Below are 18,457 nucleotides of genomic sequence, written 5' to 3'. Positions count from 1 at the left end.
GTGATCTTATAGTAATATAATAATCAACTTGCTGCGTTGTTCGTTTGTATATGAAGTTTCAACCTTTACGTTAATTGAGGGAGCTTAAGATCATAATTGAAATAACATGCCTACATTGTTTAGGACGTTAGGAAGATTATTGCAAGCACCCACCTGGTGGAGCAGGTATGAAACTCCATATAAATCGGCGGCAACAGCGGCTACTTGATTTACTAATAAAGACATTTGAGATGATTCTCAGATGTCTTTTTTACGTTTCAACCTTAAAAATGACTTCCAAAGAGAGGCTATAGTAAGTCGAAGTTTACAATAAAAGAAAATAACGAGTAAGACTTATAAACCTAATTGGTTTACTGTATAAAAAAGTGAGTAAAATTTTATTCAACCATCTTAAAGATAAAGGTGGGAATTCCCCACCTATACTTTCCATCATTATTCCCATTGATAACCTAATAATTCCGCCATTTTTTTAGGGATATCTGTATTATCCAACATGCCATGAAAATGTTCTGCACCTGCACCGTAGGCAAATAACGGAACTGGATTGGCTGTATGGCCACCTGCACTGCTTATGCCACGGATTTGGTGATTAACGATACCAGTATTATATCTTTCTGAGATAAAGCTACCGAGTTCCCATGCAGCTTTATTTTTTTTGTATACTTTCCCCCGAGCGTTCATTAATCTTGCATTGAGCTGTATGCCTTCTTCCTCAGTTAAAAAAATCCCAGTAAATTTAAATAAATTGTCTACTAATTGAGAGGTAATGAATTTACCGTCCTCTCCCATTTTCGTTTGTGCAAGCACATATTCTGGTGAAGCTTGAATTTTCTTAATCATTTTTCGCTTTAGTGGTTCGGTCGCAGAAATACCCATTGTTTCATGATCAGCAACAACTACAATCAAAGTATCTGAACGGTTATGAGCCCATTCGACAGCCGTTTTCACAGCCTCATCAAATTCTACTGTTTCTCTCCAAACACTTGCTATATCTGCTGAATGGGCTGCGTGGTCAATCCTTGCGCCTTCCACCATTAAAAAGAAACCATTTGCATTATTAAGCTTTTGTAGTGCTGTTTTTGTCATTTCGCTTAAGCTGGGTTCTGTGCCATCTGTATATTTGCGGTCTATTTTAAATGACAGATGATACGGAGCAAAAAGGCCAAGCAGTTTATCCCCTGTCTGATTGCTTAATAAATCATGTCTATTTCTGACAATGGTATAACCTAACTTCTTTGCTTTTTCTAACAGGGCAGGACCATAAAAAACTTCTCCCCCACCTAACATGACATCAGGAGCGAGTGTGAGTTGTTGCTTCGCAATATCCGCCTGGTTTGCCCAACGATTAAGAACGCTTGCTGTGAAAGCGGCAGGTGTGGCATCCGTGATGGCATTGGTTGAGATGATACCAGTCTTTTTCTTTTGCTCTTTAAATAAATCGAGGATGCTTTTAACCTCCTTGCCATCTGGCGTGACTCCGATCATTTCATTATTGGTTTTGCTTCCTGTTGCGAGGGCAGTACCGGCAGCAGCAGAATCAGTTACGACTCGATTAGCCGAATAGGTTTGAACAAGGGCACTAAACGGGAGGGAAGTTAGAAACAATTGCCCCTCTTTGCCTCTTTCCAATTCCCGCGCTATCTCTAGTTGGCCCACCCCCATACCGTCTCCAATCATATAGATAATGTTTGTAGGCTTGTTTCCTTCTGCCGTAACAGACGTAGTATTTATTAGTAGGAATAAAGAAAAACATAGAATAGACAAGTACTTTAATTTCCTCACTCAATTTTCACATCCTCTTTAATAGATTGTCATGTGAATTATTGTCTCTCTTTTAATAATAATTATTTGCTATATGGTCATACGTTAGATTCATCTTGCATACATTGAGAGTAGAAAAGAGCAAGTCCTATGGAGACAAAGGAAAGGGAGGACTTTCGAGGTGGAAACAATTCTAGCATTTTTACCACGTTCAATCTCACAACAGTTACGGCAATTACCAACTCGTCAGTTAGCAGAAATAGAGGAAATAAGGATTAGGACTCATCGCCCGATTGAAGTTGTTACACATGGTAACTATGTTTTGTTACCTTATCAAGCAACGGAAGAGGATGCGATTCAGTTATTAGATAAGATGAGTCACTTCTCTATCTATACTTTGGAAGAAGAGTTACGTAGAGGTTATATCACGATAGAGGGCGGTCACCGTGTCGGACTAGCAGGTAAAGTTATTTTAGAAGGCGGACAAGTAAAAGTGATTAGAGATGTCGCTTCTTTTAACATTCGTATTGCCAAGGAAAAAATCGGGATTGCAGAAACTGTTGCTCACCATATTTATCAGAATGGTTGGATGCATACAGTTATTATCGGTCCTCCACAAACTGGAAAGACAACTTTGCTTAGAGATTTAGCGAGAATGGTCTCTAGTGAAAATAAATACACAACTGCTAAAAAAGTAGGCATCGTCGATGAAAGATCTGAAATAGCTGGAAGTATTCATGGTATACCACAAATGAGGTTTGGTCCGCGTGTTGATGTGTTAGATGCGTGCCCAAAAGCTGAAGGTATGATGATGATGATTCGCTCGATGAGCCCAGATGTCCTTGTGGTCGATGAATTGGGTAGCAAAGCAGATGTAGAAGCCGTATTAGAAGCAGTTAATGCTGGTATAAAGTTAATTACTACTACCCACGGCTTCTCGTATGAAGATATAAAAAAACGTCCGTTAATGGCACCTTTACTTGAATTAGATATATTTGAACGTTTTGTTGAACTTAATAGGCGTGCAGGACCGGGGAATATACAAGCTGTCAAAGATGGTAATGGTATGCGGTTACATGGAAGGCAAGAGGTATTAGGACCATGATTAAAATAGTGGGAGCAATACTAATTATCGTGGCTACTACTCTCGTAGGATTTGAGATATCAAAACGATTAAGTGAAAGGCCGCGTCAACTAAGGCAGCTAAAGAGTGCCTTGCAATCATTGGAAGCGGAAATCATGTATGGCCACACTCCATTACATGAGGCATCACGACGGCTCGCTTCTCAGTTAAGTCACCCAGTTTCGTTATTCTTTGCTGATTTTGCTTCTCGGCTAACAGAAACTGAAACGACAGTGATGAGGGCTTGGGAGAATAGCTTGAATCACATTTGGAAGAAAACGGCTCTGAAAAACAGTGAATTTGAAATCATGAAACAATTCGGAGAGACATTAGGGCGACATGATCGCATCTCCCAACAAAAGCAAATTTTGCTGACATTAGCCCATCTTGAACGTGAAGAAGTAGATGCGCATGAGAAACAGGCAAAATACGAAAGAATGGCGAAAAGCCTCGGGTTTTTATCAGGACTTCTGCTAATTATTTTATTAATGTAGAGAAAATTTCTCATGTTTGAGTGTAGGAGGAGAAAATAATGGGATTAGATGTCGAGATTATTTTTAAAATTGCCGGTGTTGGGATAGTCGTCGCTTTTTTACACACGATTCTTGACCAAGTGGGAAAGAAAGAATATGCCCAATGGGTCACTTTGTTTGGATTTATCTATATTTTATTCCTGGTTGCATCAGTGGTAGATAACCTCTTTCAAAAAATCAAATCAGTATTCTTATTTCAATAAGAAGGGAGAGGTATGCCATTGATATTCTTAAAATAGTAGGAATTGCTTTAATAGCTACATTCTTGGCACTAATTATTAAAGAACAAAAACCTAACTTTGCTTTTCTTTTAGTTGTTTTTGTTGGTTGTACGATTTTTTTATATCTTGTCGATCAGATCTATATGATTATTCATATGATAGAGCGCATTGCTGTTAATGCCAATATTAATATGGTGTATTTGGAGACCATACTGAAAATAGTGGGTATTGCCTATATTGCAGAATTTGCCTCGCAAATTACGAAAGATGCTGGTCAAGGTGCGATTGCAGCAAAGATTGAGATGGCAGGGAAGATTTTTATCTTAGCAATGGCTATCCCAATATTAACGGTTTTGATTGAAACAATTATTCAAATGATCCCAAGTTAATCAGTGTAAAGAGAAAATGAAGGAGCCACCCATGCGGTGTGAATAGAAAATGACAACATCATAAGAGAGTAGCACCTTCCCTATACAAAGAGGTGTAAAAGATGAAGCCCTATTTATTGAAAACACTGCTGTTTAGTATGTTGTTTATTTTCGTGACAGGCCACATTGTACATGCCTCAGATGAAGAGGCAGATAAGCCAGATGAATACCAAACTGAAGAAGCTCAAGAAGTTTTTAATCCGGAAGATATTGTAGAGTCGCAAATAGATACACTCCATTTGGATGAATTAAAGGGATTCTGGGAAGATATCACCAATGAATATGGGGGTTTTTTACCGGAAAGCCAAAAGGGCAGCATATACGATTTTATAAAAGGTGAAAAAGAGTTTTCATTTGATCAATGGGCATTAGGCATACTTAAATTCGTTTTTCATGAATTTGTTGTAAATGGGAAACTTTTAGGAACCTTAATCTTACTAGCTGTATTTAGCATGTTTCTGCAATCATTGCAAAATGCTTTCGAATCCGGAACAGTAAGTAAAGTCGCTTATGCGATAGTTTTGATGGTATTGGTTATTTTAGCACTGAATAGCTTCCATATCGCGATGGAGTATGCAAGTGATACTGTCCATAAGATGACTTCATTCATTTTAGCGCTCATTCCTTTGCTGCTAGCATTAATTGCCTCATCAGGTGGACTCATCTCAGCAGCCTTTTTTCATCCAGTTATTCTCTTTTTAATGAATACGAGTGGTGTGTTAATTCAATATGTTGTGTTTCCATTGCTTTTTTTATCCACGCTACTGCATATCGTCAGTACTTTGTCAGATCAATATAAGGTTACACAATTGGGTAATCTCTTGAGGAATTGGAGTGTGGGCTTACTCGGAATTTTCCTTACTGTGTTTTTGGCTGTGATATCTATCCAAGGAGTTTCGACAGCCATTACAGATGGTGTCACACTAAAAACAGCGAAGTATGTAACAAGTAATTTTATCCCTGTAATCGGCCGAATGTTCACAGACGCAACCGATACGGTAGTGACAGCATCTGTATTATTGAAAAACACTGTCGGAATTGCTGGAGTCGCCATTTTGATGATTATAGTAGCTTTTCCTGCAATCAAAATATTAATGATTGCGTTTATATATAAATTTGCAGCAGCTGTTCTTCAACCTTTAGGCGGAGGGCCGATTATTAAATGTTTAGATATTATCAGTAAAAGTGTCATGTACGTATTTGCAGCATTAGCCATTGTGTCTCTTATGTTTTTTCTTAGTATTACTGTCGTGATCGTAGCTGGAAATCTCACGATGATGGTGAGATAGGGAGGGTCGCTCATGGAATTTTTAAAAGAATGGATTACAACAATTATCATATTTATTTTGCTAGCAACGGTTATTGATATGATTCTTCCAAGTTCAAAGCTACAGAAATACACAAAAATGGTTACGGGCTTATTATTAATAGCGATTATCTTAACTCCTATATTTAAATTCGTTTCTAGTGATTTTGAACAAACGATTATGTCGTTACCAACAATTGAGTCTACTTCTTCAAAAGAAGAAATAGAAAATTCAATAGAAATGCAAAAAAAAGAAATACAAGCCTCCTCTCGTGCATATGCTTTAGAAAACGTAGAAAAAGCCATGAAAGCATCGGCGAATGAGGAGTTGGTAGAAAAGTACGGTGTAGAAATTACAAAGATAGAAATGATTGAAGACGATAGGTCCGAGCTTGAGTTCCCTCAAAACCTTCAAAAGGTCTATGTGCAAGTACAACCAGTAGAAGAAGGGGAACAAGAAGCAGTTGAAGTTGTCCAAAATGTAGAAGTAGACACAGGAAAGCCGATTGAATCAGAAGCAACAACTACTGTCCCAGGTGATATTACTTCTCTTCTGTCTACTAATTGGGAAATCGATGAAAAAGTGATGGAAGTATTTTTAGAAGAAGGGGGGATGGCGAAAGACGATGGGTAAAAAAGGACCAATTACATTACTGAAAGAATGGTTATCAAAAGAAAAAGATGGAGAAAAAAAACCCGGTAAAGTGCAATACTTGATGATCGTTCTCTTATTTGGTGCCGCGATTATGCTAATTAGTAATATATTTTTTAATAATGACCAGTCTGATGAAGTCTCTGTCCTTAACTCCGAGAGTGAGCAAGCAGAAAAAGAGCAAGAAGTCTTTGGACAATCTAAACCACAATCAGCCAATTCAATTGCTGATTATGAAAAGGCATATGAAGCACAGATTAAAGAAGCGCTTGACACAATAGTTGGAGTGGATGATGTCTCTGTTGTCGTAAATGTGGATTCCACAGAGAAAAAAGTATTAGAAAAAAATACTACGAATCAAGGTCAAATTACAGATGAGACGGATAGGGAAGGTGGCAAAAGGGTGGTGGAAGATCAATCGAAAGAAGAACAGGTTGTCATCATCCGTGAAGGAGAGAAAGAAGTTCCAATTGTAATAGAAACAAAAAAGCCTGATATAAGAGGCGTTCTCATAGTAGCAAAGGGTGCTGATAATATCCAAGTGAAAACATGGATTGTGGAAGCTGTCTCACGTGTACTAGATGTACCTGCACATAAAGTTTCTGTTTTACCGAAGAAAAAATAATGTTTAAGGGGGATTTAATGATGTTATTAAAAAAGCAAACGGTATGGTTATTAACTATGTTGAGTTTAGTCGTTGTTCTGTCAATTTATTACTTAACTTCTCCAGATGGACAAATGAATCTTGCGGGAAATGACCAAGAAGAAAATGAAAATGCAGAAACCGGTGGTGCGGTAATTTCAGATGTAGCATCTGATGAAGAATTTGCCCAAGAGAGACTTGATCAAATGAACGAAAGAAGTATGGAAAAAGAAAGATTAACAGAAGTCGCAGCTTCGACAGAATTACCTGCAGAGGAAAGAAGTGAAGCGAAGGACCAACTTGATTCTCTTAATGAGTTAGCTGCTAAGGAAGAAATGTTAGAGAACTTGATAAAATCAATGAACTACGAAGATGTTCTTGTGAAAGCTGATGGTGCCAATGTTAAAGTGGTTGTAAAGGCGGAAGAACAATCAAAAGCTGAAGCAAACAAGATTATTAGAGAAGTGATGAATGAGTTAGGCACACAAGCTTTGGTAGCAGTAGAATTTCAAGTAAGTAAGTAGTATGAAAGCTGAGCGATGAATACAATCGCTCAGTTTTTTGCATTTTTTTATACGGGAATGATAAAATAATTATAATAGTTAGATAATAGTTTTTGATCAGTACATAATTTTTGTACGTGTTTGACTGATGAATATTTTACATAGTTAAATAATCCGAAACTAGCAAGAATGAAGAACTTCAACTTTCACTCGTTCTCTTAATAAATCAGAAGGAAAGAAAGGGATATAAGTGGTGTTTTAGAGGGATACTTATTATTTGGATAATATTTACTATTAAAGTTAGTGTTGAACTTTCATTAGGTCTTAGCGTATGATTATAGTAGCTAGTCATAATTATTTACATAACTAGTATTTCATCTATTAAAGTTGAAGCGTAAATGAAGAACAGGGGTGTAAGAATGCTAAAAGTCCAAGAAATTCGTGAATTGATTAAATTAGTTGATCAATCTAATATTGATGAATTTGTTTATGAACATGAAGGTACAAAAGTAGAAATGAAGAAAAATGTCACTGCTATTCAAACTGCAGCAGTACCAGTTGTTCAACCACAGGCACAGGCTGTAGTAGCGCCTCCTGAACAACCTCAGAAAACAGCAGCAGTTCAAACGGAAGTACAAAGAGTAGAACAAGTAAATGAAAAGAATGAAGATAAAGATACTTCAAATCTGCATCAAGTAGTTTCTCCTATGGTTGGAACTTTTTATGAGTCATCCTCACCAGATGCAGATGCATATGTAAAAGTTGGTTCTAAAATCACCAAAGACTCTATTCTGTGTATTGTTGAAGCAATGAAATTATTCAATGAAATCGAAGCAGAAGTAGATGGAGAAATTGTGGAGATTTTAGTTAAAGATGGTCAATTAGTTGAATACGGGCAACCATTATTTTTAGTGAAGCCTGAGTAAGGAGGGCTTTTGTCGATGATAAAAAAAGTATTAATCGCAAATAGAGGAGAAATCGCTGTACGTATTATTCGTGCATGTCGTGAAATGGGTATTGAAAGTGTAGCTGTCTATTCAGAAGGTGATAAAGAAGCTTTACATGTTCAGCTTGCTGATGAAGCTTATTGTATTGGTCCAGTTTCTTCAAAGGATAGTTACTTAAATTTCACTAGTATCATTAGTGTGGCGAAGTTAACAGATTGCGATGCGATCCATCCAGGTTACGGTTTTCTAGCTGAGAACAGTGACTTTGCAGAATTATGTCGCGAGTGTCATATTACATTCATTGGGCCAACTCCAGAAGCGATTGCCAAGATGGGTACAAAAGATATTGCTCGTGAAACGATGAAGGAAGCAGGTGTACCAATCGTACCTGGTTCAAATGGAATTATTGAAGACATTAGTGAAGCGCTTGAATTGGTGCAAAAAATAGACTATCCTGTTATTATAAAGGCAACTGCTGGCGGTGGCGGTAAAGGAATTCGCGTCGCACGTAATGAAGAAGAGTTAACAAAAGGAATTAACATTACACAGCAGGAAGCATTAACTGCTTTTGGTAATGCAGGTGTATATATTGAAAAATACATTGAAGACTTTAGACATGTAGAAATTCAAGTACTAGCAGATACTTATGGAAATACGATTCACCTTGGAGAGAGAGATTGTTCCATTCAGAGAAGATTACAAAAACTACTAGAAGAAACGCCTTCTCCAGCCCTAGACGGTGAAACACGTGAAGAAATGGGGAAAGCTGCAGTAAAAGCAGCAGAAGCTGTAAATTATACCGGTGCAGGTACAATCGAGTTTATTTATGATTATCATAACCGCAAGTTTTATTTCATGGAAATGAATACACGTATTCAAGTGGAACATCCAGTGACAGAAATGGTGACAGGCGTTGATTTGATTAAAGAGCAAATTAAAGTTGCTTCTGGTGAACGTTTAGGTATGACCCAACAGGATGTTACTTATAGTGGATGGGCGATGGAATGTCGAATTAATGCAGAGAACCCGGCGAAAAACTTTATGCCATCCGCAGGGAAAATTACGATGTACCTTCCACCAGGTGGTTTAGGTGTTCGTGTTGATTCTGCTGCATATCCTGGATATACGATTCCTCCGTATTATGATTCAATGATTGCAAAAGTGATTACTTATGGTGATACGAGGGAGGAAACAATTGCTAGAATGAAACGAGCACTAAGTGAATTTGTTATTGAAGGTGTTCATACTACAATCCCGTTCCACTTAAGACTTCTTGAGAATGAGAATTTTGTTGCAGGGGAGTTTAACACGAAATTCCTGGAATTGAATGACGTTATGAAATCTGAATAAGAATTGGAGGTTTCAAAATGAGCGATCAAAACATTCTAGAAATGAACCAAGAGGAAACAGGGTTAGGTAAGGTGGAAATTGCACCTGAAGTAATTGAAGTAATTGCAGGAATTGCGGCATCTGAAGTGGAAGGTGTTGCACAAATGCGCGGCAACTTCGCATCAGGTGTAGTTGAAAAATTAGGCAAGAAAAACCATGGAAAAGGTGTAAAAGTCGAATTAGCTGAAGATGGCATTAAAGTGGATGTCTACTGTTTAATGAAATTTGGCGTATCTATTCCAACTGTTGCACAAAGTATTCAAGATAATATTCGTCAAGCTCTATTAAATATGACAGCGCTTGAAACGAAAGAAATTAATATTCATGTAGTTGGTATTCTTTTTGAAAACCAAAAACAAGAAGATGAATACGAACAAGAAATATAAAAAGACAAAAAAGCGGCTAGAGACATCGGTGTCTTTAGTCGTCTTTTTTTTTGCATTAATTTATCCGCTCCATGACTTAAAGGTTTGTTTCAACAAATTTTAGAGAAGTCTATTCATATCTGGCTATGGCTGCATTATTTAAAGTTCATCAGACTGTAAGGAAAAATAGAGGAAAATTATTGACTACACTGTGCGAATCATAGTCAGTTATGCTATTATCTTCTTATGTGTTTTTTTATGTGTCGTTAAAGAAATCCACGAGGACATTTATATAATAGATTGAATGACAAAGGAGAAATAAGAATGAAAAGAAGAACAGCAAGAGAAAAAGCATTGCAAGCGCTATTTCAAATCGATTTAAGTGGAACGGAAATGAATGAGGCCATTCATCATGTGTTAGATGAACAGCCAGAGGATGCTTATTTAAACCATCTTGTCAGTGGTGTTCTTCATCATAAAGCCCAGATTGATGAGTTAATATCTAACAATCTGGAGAACTGGAAATTGGATCGTTTGGCAACCGTTGATCGCAATTTACTACGTCTGAGTACTTTTGAATTTGCTTTTAGCGAGGATGATATACCGGTTAATGTTGTTATTAATGAAGCCATTGAGATTGCAAAGATGTATGGAGACGACCAATCGCCAAAGTTTATAAATAGCGTATTATCAAAAATAAAAGATAATTATAGTGAGAATTAAGAGCATCTATTTTATGCGATTACATCATTTGAATCCGCTGCTTAAACTTTCCTATTACAATTAATTCGTTGTAATAAAGAAGGAGATAAGAATGGAAGAAAAGAGATATTTAACAGTTTACGCATTAACAAAATATATAAAGCGGAAATTTGATAGAGATCCACATTTACAACAAGTAATGGTCAAAGGTGAAATCTCAAATTTCAAGCGCCATTCGAGTGGTCATATGTATTTTACATTAAAAGATGAGAAATCAAGAATTCTTGCAGTGATGTTTTCAAGATACAATCAAACGATGAAATTTGTCCCTGAGAATGGGATGAATGTTCTTATTACCGGTGATTTGTCCTTATATGAAGCAAGTGGACAATATCAAATATATGTAAAAGAAATGACCCCTGATGGTATTGGTGACCTTTATCTAGCCTATGAACAGTTAAAACAGAAACTCGAAAAGGAAGGGTTGTTTTCAGAGAAATATAAGCAACCGATTCCTAAGTATCCGAAAGCGATTGGGCTGATTACTTCACCAACTGGTGCAGCAATCAGAGATATGATTACAACATTAAAACGCCGATATCCTTCTGTTCCTATTTATATTTACCCAGCACTTGTACAAGGAAAAGGGGCCGCACCTTCCATCACTCAACAAATCAATCGAGCGAATGAAAGGAAAGAGGTTGATGTGTTAATTGTTGGTAGAGGTGGAGGTTCAATTGAAGAGTTATGGGCATTTAATGAAGAAGAAGTAATTAGAGGGATCTTTGCCTCATCTATCCCAATTATATCAGCGGTTGGTCACGAGACGGATTTTACGATTGCAGACTTTGTCGCAGACTTACGGGCACCAACCCCGACCGGTGCTGCTGAGCTTTCAGTGCCTCATATAGATGACCTAAGTGAACGCATCCATAACCAACAAGCACGGATGATCCGAGCAACGAGGGAGAGGTTAACAAGGCAGTTTGAACGTCTTCATAGAGTGGAGAAATCTTATGCTTTTCGTTACCCTCAAAAACTTTATGAGCAAAAATTAGAACAAGTTGATCGTACGAAAGAACAATTAATTAAAAGTACAATCCGCTTATTAAAATACAAGCAGGAACAAGTCGATCAGCAACGAAAACGCTTGCTAAGAACACCACCACACTCATTAGCCATAGAAAGCAGAAAACTATATATAGATATCAATAAACGGTTAAGACGTTCCATGAATGTTGTAAATGAACGAAAGCAAAGGGAATTCTCACATCTTATATCAAAATTAGAGACGTTAAGTCCGTTAAAGATTATGGACCGTGGATATAGTTTGCTGTATTCGGAAAAGGAAGAACTCATCAAATCTATTCACCAAGTTAAACAAAATGACGAAATAAAAGTAAAGGTAAAAGATGGTGCGATATTAGCTGAAGTAAAGAATATAATCGATAATCGAGGTGAAAAGTAATGGCTAAAGAAAAAACACCTACTTTCGAAGAAGCAATGGAGCAACTTGAGCAAATCGTAGAAAAGTTAGAGGAAGGGGATGTCCCTCTAGAAGAGGCCATTTCCATTTATAAAAATGGAATGGAACTTTCCAAGCTTTGTCACGATAAACTAAAAAATGTAGAAGAACAATTAACAGAAATGATTACTGATGATGGAAAAAAACAGCCGTTTGTTATACATGAGGAGGAGTAGGGAGAATGGGTGAGTCACTACAAGCTTTTTCACAACATCATAAAACACTACTGGAAGAGAAAATGGCATCCTTTGTAGAGAGATTAGAATCTCCAGCTGTGCTAAAAGAAGCAATGCAATATTCTTTGTCGGCTGGAGGTAAACGCATCAGACCTTTATTGCTTTTCGCTACTTTAGCTGCTTATGGACAAGAAACAATTAAAGGACTTAACAGTGCATGCGCACTTGAAATGGTGCACACATACTCTCTTATTCACGATGACCTTCCTAGTATGGATGATGATGATTTAAGAAGAGGAAAGCCGACAAATCATAAAGTGTATGGGGAAGCCAATGCAATTTTAGCAGGGGACGCGCTTTTAACTTATAGCTTTCAATTAATTGCAGAAACGGATGAAGCATTTGCTTCTCCTGAAGCTAAATTAGATTTAATTAAGGAATTTGCTCAATCAGCAGGAGCAGAAGGTATGGTTGGTGGCCAAGTTGCTGATATGTTGGGCGAACAGAAAACACTTACGCTTCCTGAATTAGAATACATTCATGTACATAAAACAGGAAAGTTACTAAGTTTTGGTGTCATCGCTGGTGCCATTTTAGCTGGTGCCTCAGATAAGGAAAAACAGCTTTTACTTGAATTTTCCACACATTTAGGTTTAGCCTTTCAAATAAGAGATGACATTTTAGATTTAGAAGGTTCTGAGGAACTTATTGGTAAGCCGGTAGGTAGTGATGAAGTCAATGCGAAAAGTACTTATCCAAGCATCCTAACAATGAATGGTGCAAAAGCAGCACTTGATGAGCATACACAGCTAGCGAAAGAAAAATTAGCAAAAACAGGTTTGAATACTTATTACTTGGAAAAAATTACAGATATGCTAGCTGAAAGAAACCATTAAAAGGGATAACATTTGGCTTATTTTTATTTTTGCTGTAATCTAGTACTAATCATGAAAAGGAAATGAGAAGAAGTATACTAATTTATGAATAAGTAATGAAAGTGAGTGATCCGGCTTATGGATCTGTTATCAATTAAAGACCCAAGCTTTTTAAAGAAGCTCTCTAATGAGGAATTAGAGAATCTAGCCTCGGAAATTAGACAATTTTTGATTGAAAAATTGTCAGTTACTGGTGGTCATATTGGGCCTAATCTAGGTGTGGTTGAATTGACCATTGCTCTGCATAAAGCGTTTGATAGCCCAACAGATAAAATTTTATGGGATGTTGGGCATCAGTCATACGTTCATAAAATCCTTACTGGTAGAGCTAGCCAATTCGATACCTTAAGAAAGTATAAAGGATTATGCGGGTTTCCTAAATTGATCGAAAGTCCTCATGATGTATGGGAAACTGGCCATAGCTCCACCTCTTTATCAGGTGCTATGGGAATGGTCATTGCAAGAGATATTAAAAAAGAAAATAGCCATGTGATACCAGTAATAGGGGACGGTGCCTTGACTGGTGGAATGGCATTAGAAGCGCTTAACCATATTGGTCACGAGCAGAAAAACATGATTGTTGTTTTGAATGATAATGAAATGTCAATTGCTCCTAATGTTGGCGCCCTTCATAATGTTTTAGGTCGTCTTAGAACTGCGGGGAAATACCAATGGGCAAAAGATGAATTGGAAGCTTTTCTGAAAAAGATTCCAGCTGTCGGTGGTAAAATTGCTTCAACAGCTGAAAGGTTAAAAGATAGCTTAAAGTATTTACTTGTTTCAGGCGTGTTTTTTGAGGAACTCGGTTTTACTTATCTTGGACCAATTGATGGTCATAATTATGAAGAATTATTTGAGAACATTAATTATGCCAAGAAAACAGAAGGTCCTGTTCTCTTACATGTAATTACGAAAAAAGGCAAGGGCTATGAGCCTGCAGAACGTGATACTGTTGGTACTTGGCATGGAACAGGCCCTTATAAAACGGAAACAGGTGACTTCCTGAAGCCTGTGAATACTGCACCTGCATGGAGTAAGTTAGTTAGTGAAACAGTCAGAGAACTGGCAAGAGAAGATGAACGAATTGTTGCCATTACGCCTGCAATGCCTGTGGGATCTAAGTTAGAAGGTTTTGCAAGTGAATTTCCAGATCGCATGTTTGATGTAGGAATAGCGGAACAACATGCGGCTACAGTAGCGGCAGGTCTTGCTACACAAGGAATGAAGCCATTTTTAGCAATTTATTCGACATTTTTACAAAGAGCATATGATCAAATGGTCCACGATATTGCTAGGCAAAACCTAAATGTTTTTATTGGGATCGATCGTGCTGGTTTAGTAGGTGCTGATGGAGAAACGCACCAAGGTGTTTTCGATATTGCCTTTTTAAGACATTTGCCAAATATGGTACTGATGATGCCGAAAGATGAGAATGAAGGTCGTCATATGACATATACCGCTATTCAATACAATGATGGTCCAATTGCAATGAGGTTTCCAAGAGGAAATGGACTTGGAGTTGAGATTGATGAAAAGATGACGGCACTTCCAATTGGTTCATGGGAAGTGTTAAAAGAAGGTAAAGACGCAGCTATTTTAACATTTGGAACAACCATTCCAATGGCTATGGAAGCGGCAGCTCTTCTTGAAACGAAAGGCTATTCAGTAAAAGTTGTTAATGCCCGCTTTATTAAACCATTAGATGAGACAATGTTACATGATATTTTAAGTATGAACATGCCTATCTTGACAGTTGAAGAAGCGGTCTTACAAGGTGGATTTGGTAGCGCCGTGTTAGAATTTGCTCATGATCATCATTACCATCATGCGAAAGTGGATAGACTTGGTATCCCAGATCATTTTATAGAACATGGTAGTGTGGACAAACTCTTAGAAGAGATTAATTTAACATCTGATGAAATTGTAAAGCGCATGAGTAGATTAGCTGAAAAAAAACAAAAGAGGGCATGAAGCGATAATGAGTAAAAAGGAACGAGTGGATGTTCTTCTTGTAGAACGAGGCTTGGCAGAAACAAGAGAGAAAGCAAAAAGAGCGGTAATGGCAGGCATCGTTTATAGTAATGAAATGAGGCTAGATAAACCTGGAGAAAAGGTAAAGAGTGATATTCCATTACAAATCAAAGGGAAAGCAATGCCTTACGTAAGTAGAGGTGGCTTAAAGCTCGAAAAAGCATTAGAGGTATTTGATTTAACCGTTGAAGATAAAATTCTATTAGATATTGGGGCATCAACAGGGGGCTTTACAGATTGTGCTTTGCAAAATGGGGCACAAATGTCTTATGCCCTAGATGTTGGATATAATCAGTTAGCCTGGAAGCTAAGACAGGATGAACGCGTGGTTGTAATGGAGCGCACTAATTTTCGCTATGTGACACCTGCTGATTTAGTCGGGCAAATGCCAAATTTAGCTTCCATTGATGTCTCATTTATATCTTTACAACTAATTCTTCCTGTTTTGCGAACATTACTCGTACCTGGTAGTGACGTGATCGCATTAATCAAGCCTCAATTTGAAGCAGGAAGAGAACAAGTTGGGAAGAAGGGAATTGTTCGTGATTCGTCCGTACATGAACAAGTAATCGACAAAATTCTAACCTTCGCTCAAACAGAAGGATATCACATTAAAGGCTTATCATATTCTCCGATTACAGGAGGAGATGGTAATATTGAATTCCTCGCTCATTTGCAGTGGCAACATGGCCCAGAGGAAGTGCATGCTACGAATGATTTTGATATCCAATCAGTAGTAAAAGAAGCCCACAAGCAATTAAAAGCAAAACTGAAAGAATAAACACAGACTAAAGTAAGCAGGCTAGGGGAGCATTTTCCAGCCTGTTCTTTTGTGTCAGGCATCATAACCGATATAAATGATATTTTGAAATTCTCTTAAGAAACAATCTTTTTTACCAAAAAAACACAAATTATGCAGAATAAATTGTACAATATAGAGAAAATCAGCTAACATATGAATTAAAAGATAATGAGAATCGTGTTGCTGGTTTCAAGCAACGCTTTGCATTCATAGAGGTGAAAAGAATGAATAAAGGACAACGACATATTAAGATTAGGGATTTAATTACGAACAATGATATTGAAACCCAAGATGAACTAGTAGAAGAGTTAAGAAATGCTGGGTTTAACGTGACACAAGCAACGGTTTCACGCGATATTAAAGAACTACATTTAGTGAAAGTTCCCCTTTTGGATGGAAGATATAAGTACAGTTTACCAGCTGATCAACGCTTTAACCCTTTACAAAAATTAAAGCGTAACTTAATGGATGCATTTGTTCGTCTAGATTCTGCCGGTCATTTACTTGTGATGAAAGTTTTGCCAGGGAATGCAATGGCGATTGGTGTATTGATGGATAACCTAGATTGGGATGAAATATTAGGAACAATTTGTGGCGACGATACTTGCTTAATTATCTGTCGAACACCTGAAGAAGCTGAAGTGATTTCCAAAAGATTTTTAGAAATGCTATAAGCTGGGGTGAAATGTCAGTGTTAAATGAAATATCAATTAGAAACTTTGCTATTATCGAATCAATCACAATTGCCTTTAATAAAGGGCTAACTGTGCTTTCAGGAGAAACAGGAGCAGGAAAATCAATTATTATTGACGCCGTTCACCTGCTCGTTGGTGGCAGGGGTTCTTCAGAGTATGTAAGACATGGTGAAGAGAAAGCCGAGATAGAAGGTTTATTCATATTAGATGATGAACAACATCCGTGTTACAAACGGGCGTTAGAATTTGGTATAGATATCGATGAAGGAATGTTGATTCTGCGACGAGATATATCTAAATCAGGTAAAAGTGTCTGTCGAATAAATGGAAAACTTGTAACCATTTCTATCCTTCGAGAAATTGGTAGTACGCTAATTGACATACATGGTCAACATGAACACCAAGAATTAATGAATGAAAGTTTGCATCTGCCTTTATTAGATCAATTTGGTGGTACCAAAATCGCTAAAAGTAGACAAGAATACGAAGAGGTCTATAGAGAATACGAGCAAACAATGAAAAGAATCAAGACATTAACAGAAAATGAACAGCAAATGGCTCATCGACTGGATCTTATTCAATTTCAATATGAAGAAATAACAAACGCCAATTTAAAATTGCTTGAAGATGATGCCCTCCTAGAAGAGCGAAACCGCTTACTTAATTTTGAGAAGATGTATGAAGGCGTAAAAATTAGCTATAATGCCTTGCAAGGAGAACAAAAAGGGCTTGATTGGATTAGTTTAGCTATGAATCACCTTCAACAATCGGCAGAAGTTGATGAAGAGTTAGTTGAGTTGCAAGAAGTAGTTGCTAACAGTTTTTATCAATTAGAGGACACGGTAGCTATTTTAAGGAGTAAATTAGATTTTATGGAATTTGATCCTGTTCGATTGAATGAAATTGAAGAGCGATTAAATGAAATCAATATGCTCAAACGAAAATATGGACCATCAATAGAGGAAATATTAGAATATGTTGCAAAGATTGAGGAAGAAATTGAAACATTAACCAACAAAGAAACACATATCGAACACTTGCTCAAGCAGGCTAAAGAATTACAAGCTGATTTACTTGTCGAAGGACAGGAATTGAGTGAATTAAGAAGAAATGCTGCGGAACGATTAACAAAAATGATTCATCGTGAATTAAAAGCACTTTATATGGAAAAGACTGTATTTGAGGTCCATTTTACTACGGATAAAGAAAGCTTTCATAAAAAAGGTATTGATACAGTCGAATTTTACTTATCCACTAACCCAGGAGAACCGTTAAAACCATTATCAAAAATTGCATCAGGTGGGGAACTATCCCGAATTATGCTTGCTTTAAAGAGTATCTTTTCTAAACATCAAGGGGTAACATCTATTATCTTTGATGAAGTTGATACAGGGGTAAGCGGAAGAGTCGCACAAGCTATTGCTGAAAAAATTCATCAAGTAGCGATTGATTCGCAAGTTCTTTGCATTTCCCACTTGCCACAAGTGGCTGCAATGGCAGATACGCATTTATTTATTTCTAAAACACTCAAAGCTGGCCGTACAAAAACAACGGTAAAGCCGTTGGATGACGAGGAAAAGATTAAAGAAATTGGTCGTATGATCTCTGGTGTGGAAATGACTGAACTGACAAGGGAGCATGCGAAGGAACTACTGAGCCTTGCCAAAAATGTAAAAATACCATGAAAAGCTATCCAATGGAGGGTAGCTTTTTTTATTAA

20 protein-coding genes and 1 other RNA gene are annotated in these 18,457 nt (G+C 37.3%); 20 read left to right on the top strand and 1 reads right to left on the bottom strand.

Annotation, left to right across the window (positions count from 1 at the left end):
- Positions 1 to 25 precede the first annotated feature (25 nt).
- Positions 26 to 207, top strand: a non-coding RNA gene (gene ssrS / locus LG276_RS15765) — 6S RNA.
- Positions 208 to 432: 225 nt separating this feature from the next.
- Here ssrS and LG276_RS15760 read toward each other — a convergent pair.
- Positions 433 to 1,782: an alkaline phosphatase gene (locus LG276_RS15760; protein ID WP_224936005.1), complete on the bottom strand. Its 1,350-nt coding sequence runs from the start codon at positions 1,780 to 1,782 to the stop codon at positions 433 to 435.
- A 160-nt stretch (positions 1,783 to 1,942) separates the two neighbouring features.
- On the opposite strand from LG276_RS15760, the gene spoIIIAA reads away from it, so the two are divergent.
- The 19 genes from spoIIIAA to recN all read left to right on the top strand — a co-directional run bounded on the left by spoIIIAA (position 1,943) and on the right by recN (position 18,422).
- Entirely contained in the window at positions 1,943 to 2,866 is a 924-nt protein-coding gene (spoIIIAA, locus tag LG276_RS15755; protein WP_224936006.1) for a stage III sporulation protein AA, read from the top strand.
- Positions 2,863 to 3,378: a stage III sporulation protein SpoIIIAB gene (gene spoIIIAB / locus LG276_RS15750; RefSeq protein WP_224936007.1), complete on the top strand. Its 516-nt coding sequence runs from the start codon at positions 2,863 to 2,865 to the stop codon at positions 3,376 to 3,378. The genes spoIIIAA and spoIIIAB overlap by 4 nt, the downstream gene beginning before the upstream one ends.
- Before the next feature lie 38 nt (positions 3,379 to 3,416).
- Entirely contained in the window at positions 3,417 to 3,620 is a 204-nt protein-coding gene (gene spoIIIAC / locus LG276_RS15745) for a stage III sporulation protein AC (RefSeq protein WP_095372604.1), read from the top strand.
- Between the two features lie 17 nt (positions 3,621 to 3,637).
- On the top strand, positions 3,638 to 4,027 hold the full coding sequence (spoIIIAD, locus tag LG276_RS15740) for a stage III sporulation protein AD (RefSeq protein WP_095372605.1): 390 nt from the start codon (positions 3,638 to 3,640) through the stop codon (positions 4,025 to 4,027).
- A gap of 101 nt (positions 4,028 to 4,128) precedes the next feature.
- Complete coding sequence (spoIIIAE, locus tag LG276_RS15735) at positions 4,129 to 5,355, top strand: stage III sporulation protein AE (RefSeq protein WP_404292294.1); 1,227 nt, start codon at positions 4,129 to 4,131, stop codon at positions 5,353 to 5,355.
- A gap of 12 nt (positions 5,356 to 5,367) precedes the next feature.
- A complete protein-coding gene (spoIIIAF, locus tag LG276_RS15730) occupies positions 5,368 to 6,006 on the top strand; it encodes a stage III sporulation protein AF (protein WP_281202278.1) in 639 nt (212 codons plus the stop codon).
- The gene (gene spoIIIAG, locus LG276_RS15725) at positions 5,999 to 6,649 is read left to right on the top strand and encodes a stage III sporulation protein AG (protein WP_224936010.1); all 651 of its coding nucleotides are present in this window, start codon (positions 5,999 to 6,001) and stop codon (positions 6,647 to 6,649) included. The genes spoIIIAF and spoIIIAG overlap by 8 nt, the downstream gene beginning before the upstream one ends.
- A 20-nt stretch (positions 6,650 to 6,669) precedes the next feature.
- Entirely contained in the window at positions 6,670 to 7,191 is a 522-nt protein-coding gene (locus LG276_RS15720) for a SpoIIIAH-like family protein (protein WP_095372609.1), read from the top strand.
- Positions 7,192 to 7,589: 398 nt separating this feature from the next.
- A complete protein-coding gene (accB, locus tag LG276_RS15715; RefSeq protein WP_281202279.1) occupies positions 7,590 to 8,096 on the top strand; it encodes an acetyl-CoA carboxylase biotin carboxyl carrier protein in 507 nt (168 codons plus the stop codon).
- A gap of 15 nt (positions 8,097 to 8,111) precedes the next feature.
- The gene (gene accC / locus LG276_RS15710; protein WP_224936012.1) at positions 8,112 to 9,467 is read left to right on the top strand and encodes an acetyl-CoA carboxylase biotin carboxylase subunit; all 1,356 of its coding nucleotides are present in this window, start codon (positions 8,112 to 8,114) and stop codon (positions 9,465 to 9,467) included.
- Positions 9,468 to 9,484: 17 nt separating this feature from the next.
- Positions 9,485 to 9,892 carry an Asp23/Gls24 family envelope stress response protein gene (locus tag LG276_RS15705; protein ID WP_224936013.1) on the top strand — a complete coding sequence of 136 codons (408 nt, stop codon included), beginning with the start codon at positions 9,485 to 9,487 and terminating at the stop codon, positions 9,890 to 9,892.
- Between the two features lie 303 nt (positions 9,893 to 10,195).
- Complete coding sequence (nusB, locus tag LG276_RS15700; RefSeq protein ID WP_224936014.1) at positions 10,196 to 10,594, top strand: transcription antitermination factor NusB; 399 nt, start codon at positions 10,196 to 10,198, stop codon at positions 10,592 to 10,594.
- A gap of 91 nt (positions 10,595 to 10,685) precedes the next feature.
- On the top strand, positions 10,686 to 12,041 hold the full coding sequence (gene xseA, locus LG276_RS15695) for an exodeoxyribonuclease VII large subunit (RefSeq protein WP_404292292.1): 1,356 nt from the start codon (positions 10,686 to 10,688) through the stop codon (positions 12,039 to 12,041).
- Positions 12,041 to 12,274: an exodeoxyribonuclease VII small subunit gene (locus LG276_RS15690; protein WP_095372615.1), complete on the top strand. Its 234-nt coding sequence runs from the start codon at positions 12,041 to 12,043 to the stop codon at positions 12,272 to 12,274. The genes xseA and LG276_RS15690 overlap by 1 nt, the downstream gene beginning before the upstream one ends.
- 5 nt (positions 12,275 to 12,279) lie before the next feature.
- Positions 12,280 to 13,170 carry a polyprenyl synthetase family protein gene (locus LG276_RS15685; protein WP_224936016.1) on the top strand — a complete coding sequence of 297 codons (891 nt, stop codon included), beginning with the start codon at positions 12,280 to 12,282 and terminating at the stop codon, positions 13,168 to 13,170.
- A 117-nt stretch (positions 13,171 to 13,287) separates the two neighbouring features.
- Positions 13,288 to 15,180 (top strand): 1-deoxy-D-xylulose-5-phosphate synthase, encoded by a 1,893-nt coding sequence (gene dxs / locus LG276_RS15680; RefSeq protein ID WP_224936017.1) that lies wholly within the window; start codon positions 13,288 to 13,290, stop codon positions 15,178 to 15,180.
- A 4-nt stretch (positions 15,181 to 15,184) separates the two neighbouring features.
- Positions 15,185 to 16,021, top strand: coding sequence for a TlyA family RNA methyltransferase (locus LG276_RS15675; protein ID WP_224936205.1), 837 nt, complete (start codon positions 15,185 to 15,187; stop codon positions 16,019 to 16,021).
- A gap of 245 nt (positions 16,022 to 16,266) precedes the next feature.
- Positions 16,267 to 16,716 carry a transcriptional regulator AhrC/ArgR gene (gene ahrC / locus LG276_RS15670; protein ID WP_095372619.1) on the top strand — a complete coding sequence of 150 codons (450 nt, stop codon included), beginning with the start codon at positions 16,267 to 16,269 and terminating at the stop codon, positions 16,714 to 16,716.
- A gap of 17 nt (positions 16,717 to 16,733) precedes the next feature.
- Complete coding sequence (gene recN, locus LG276_RS15665) at positions 16,734 to 18,422, top strand: DNA repair protein RecN (RefSeq protein WP_251162028.1); 1,689 nt, start codon at positions 16,734 to 16,736, stop codon at positions 18,420 to 18,422.
- Positions 18,423 to 18,457 lie beyond the last annotated feature (35 nt).

Source organism: Cytobacillus kochii, assembly GCF_044790165.1.
Lineage (GTDB): Bacteria > Bacillota > Bacilli > Bacillales > Cytobacillaceae > Cytobacillus > Cytobacillus kochii.
Note: the sequence above shows the minus strand (reverse complement) of the source record. Positions and strands in the feature narration are given on the sequence as shown.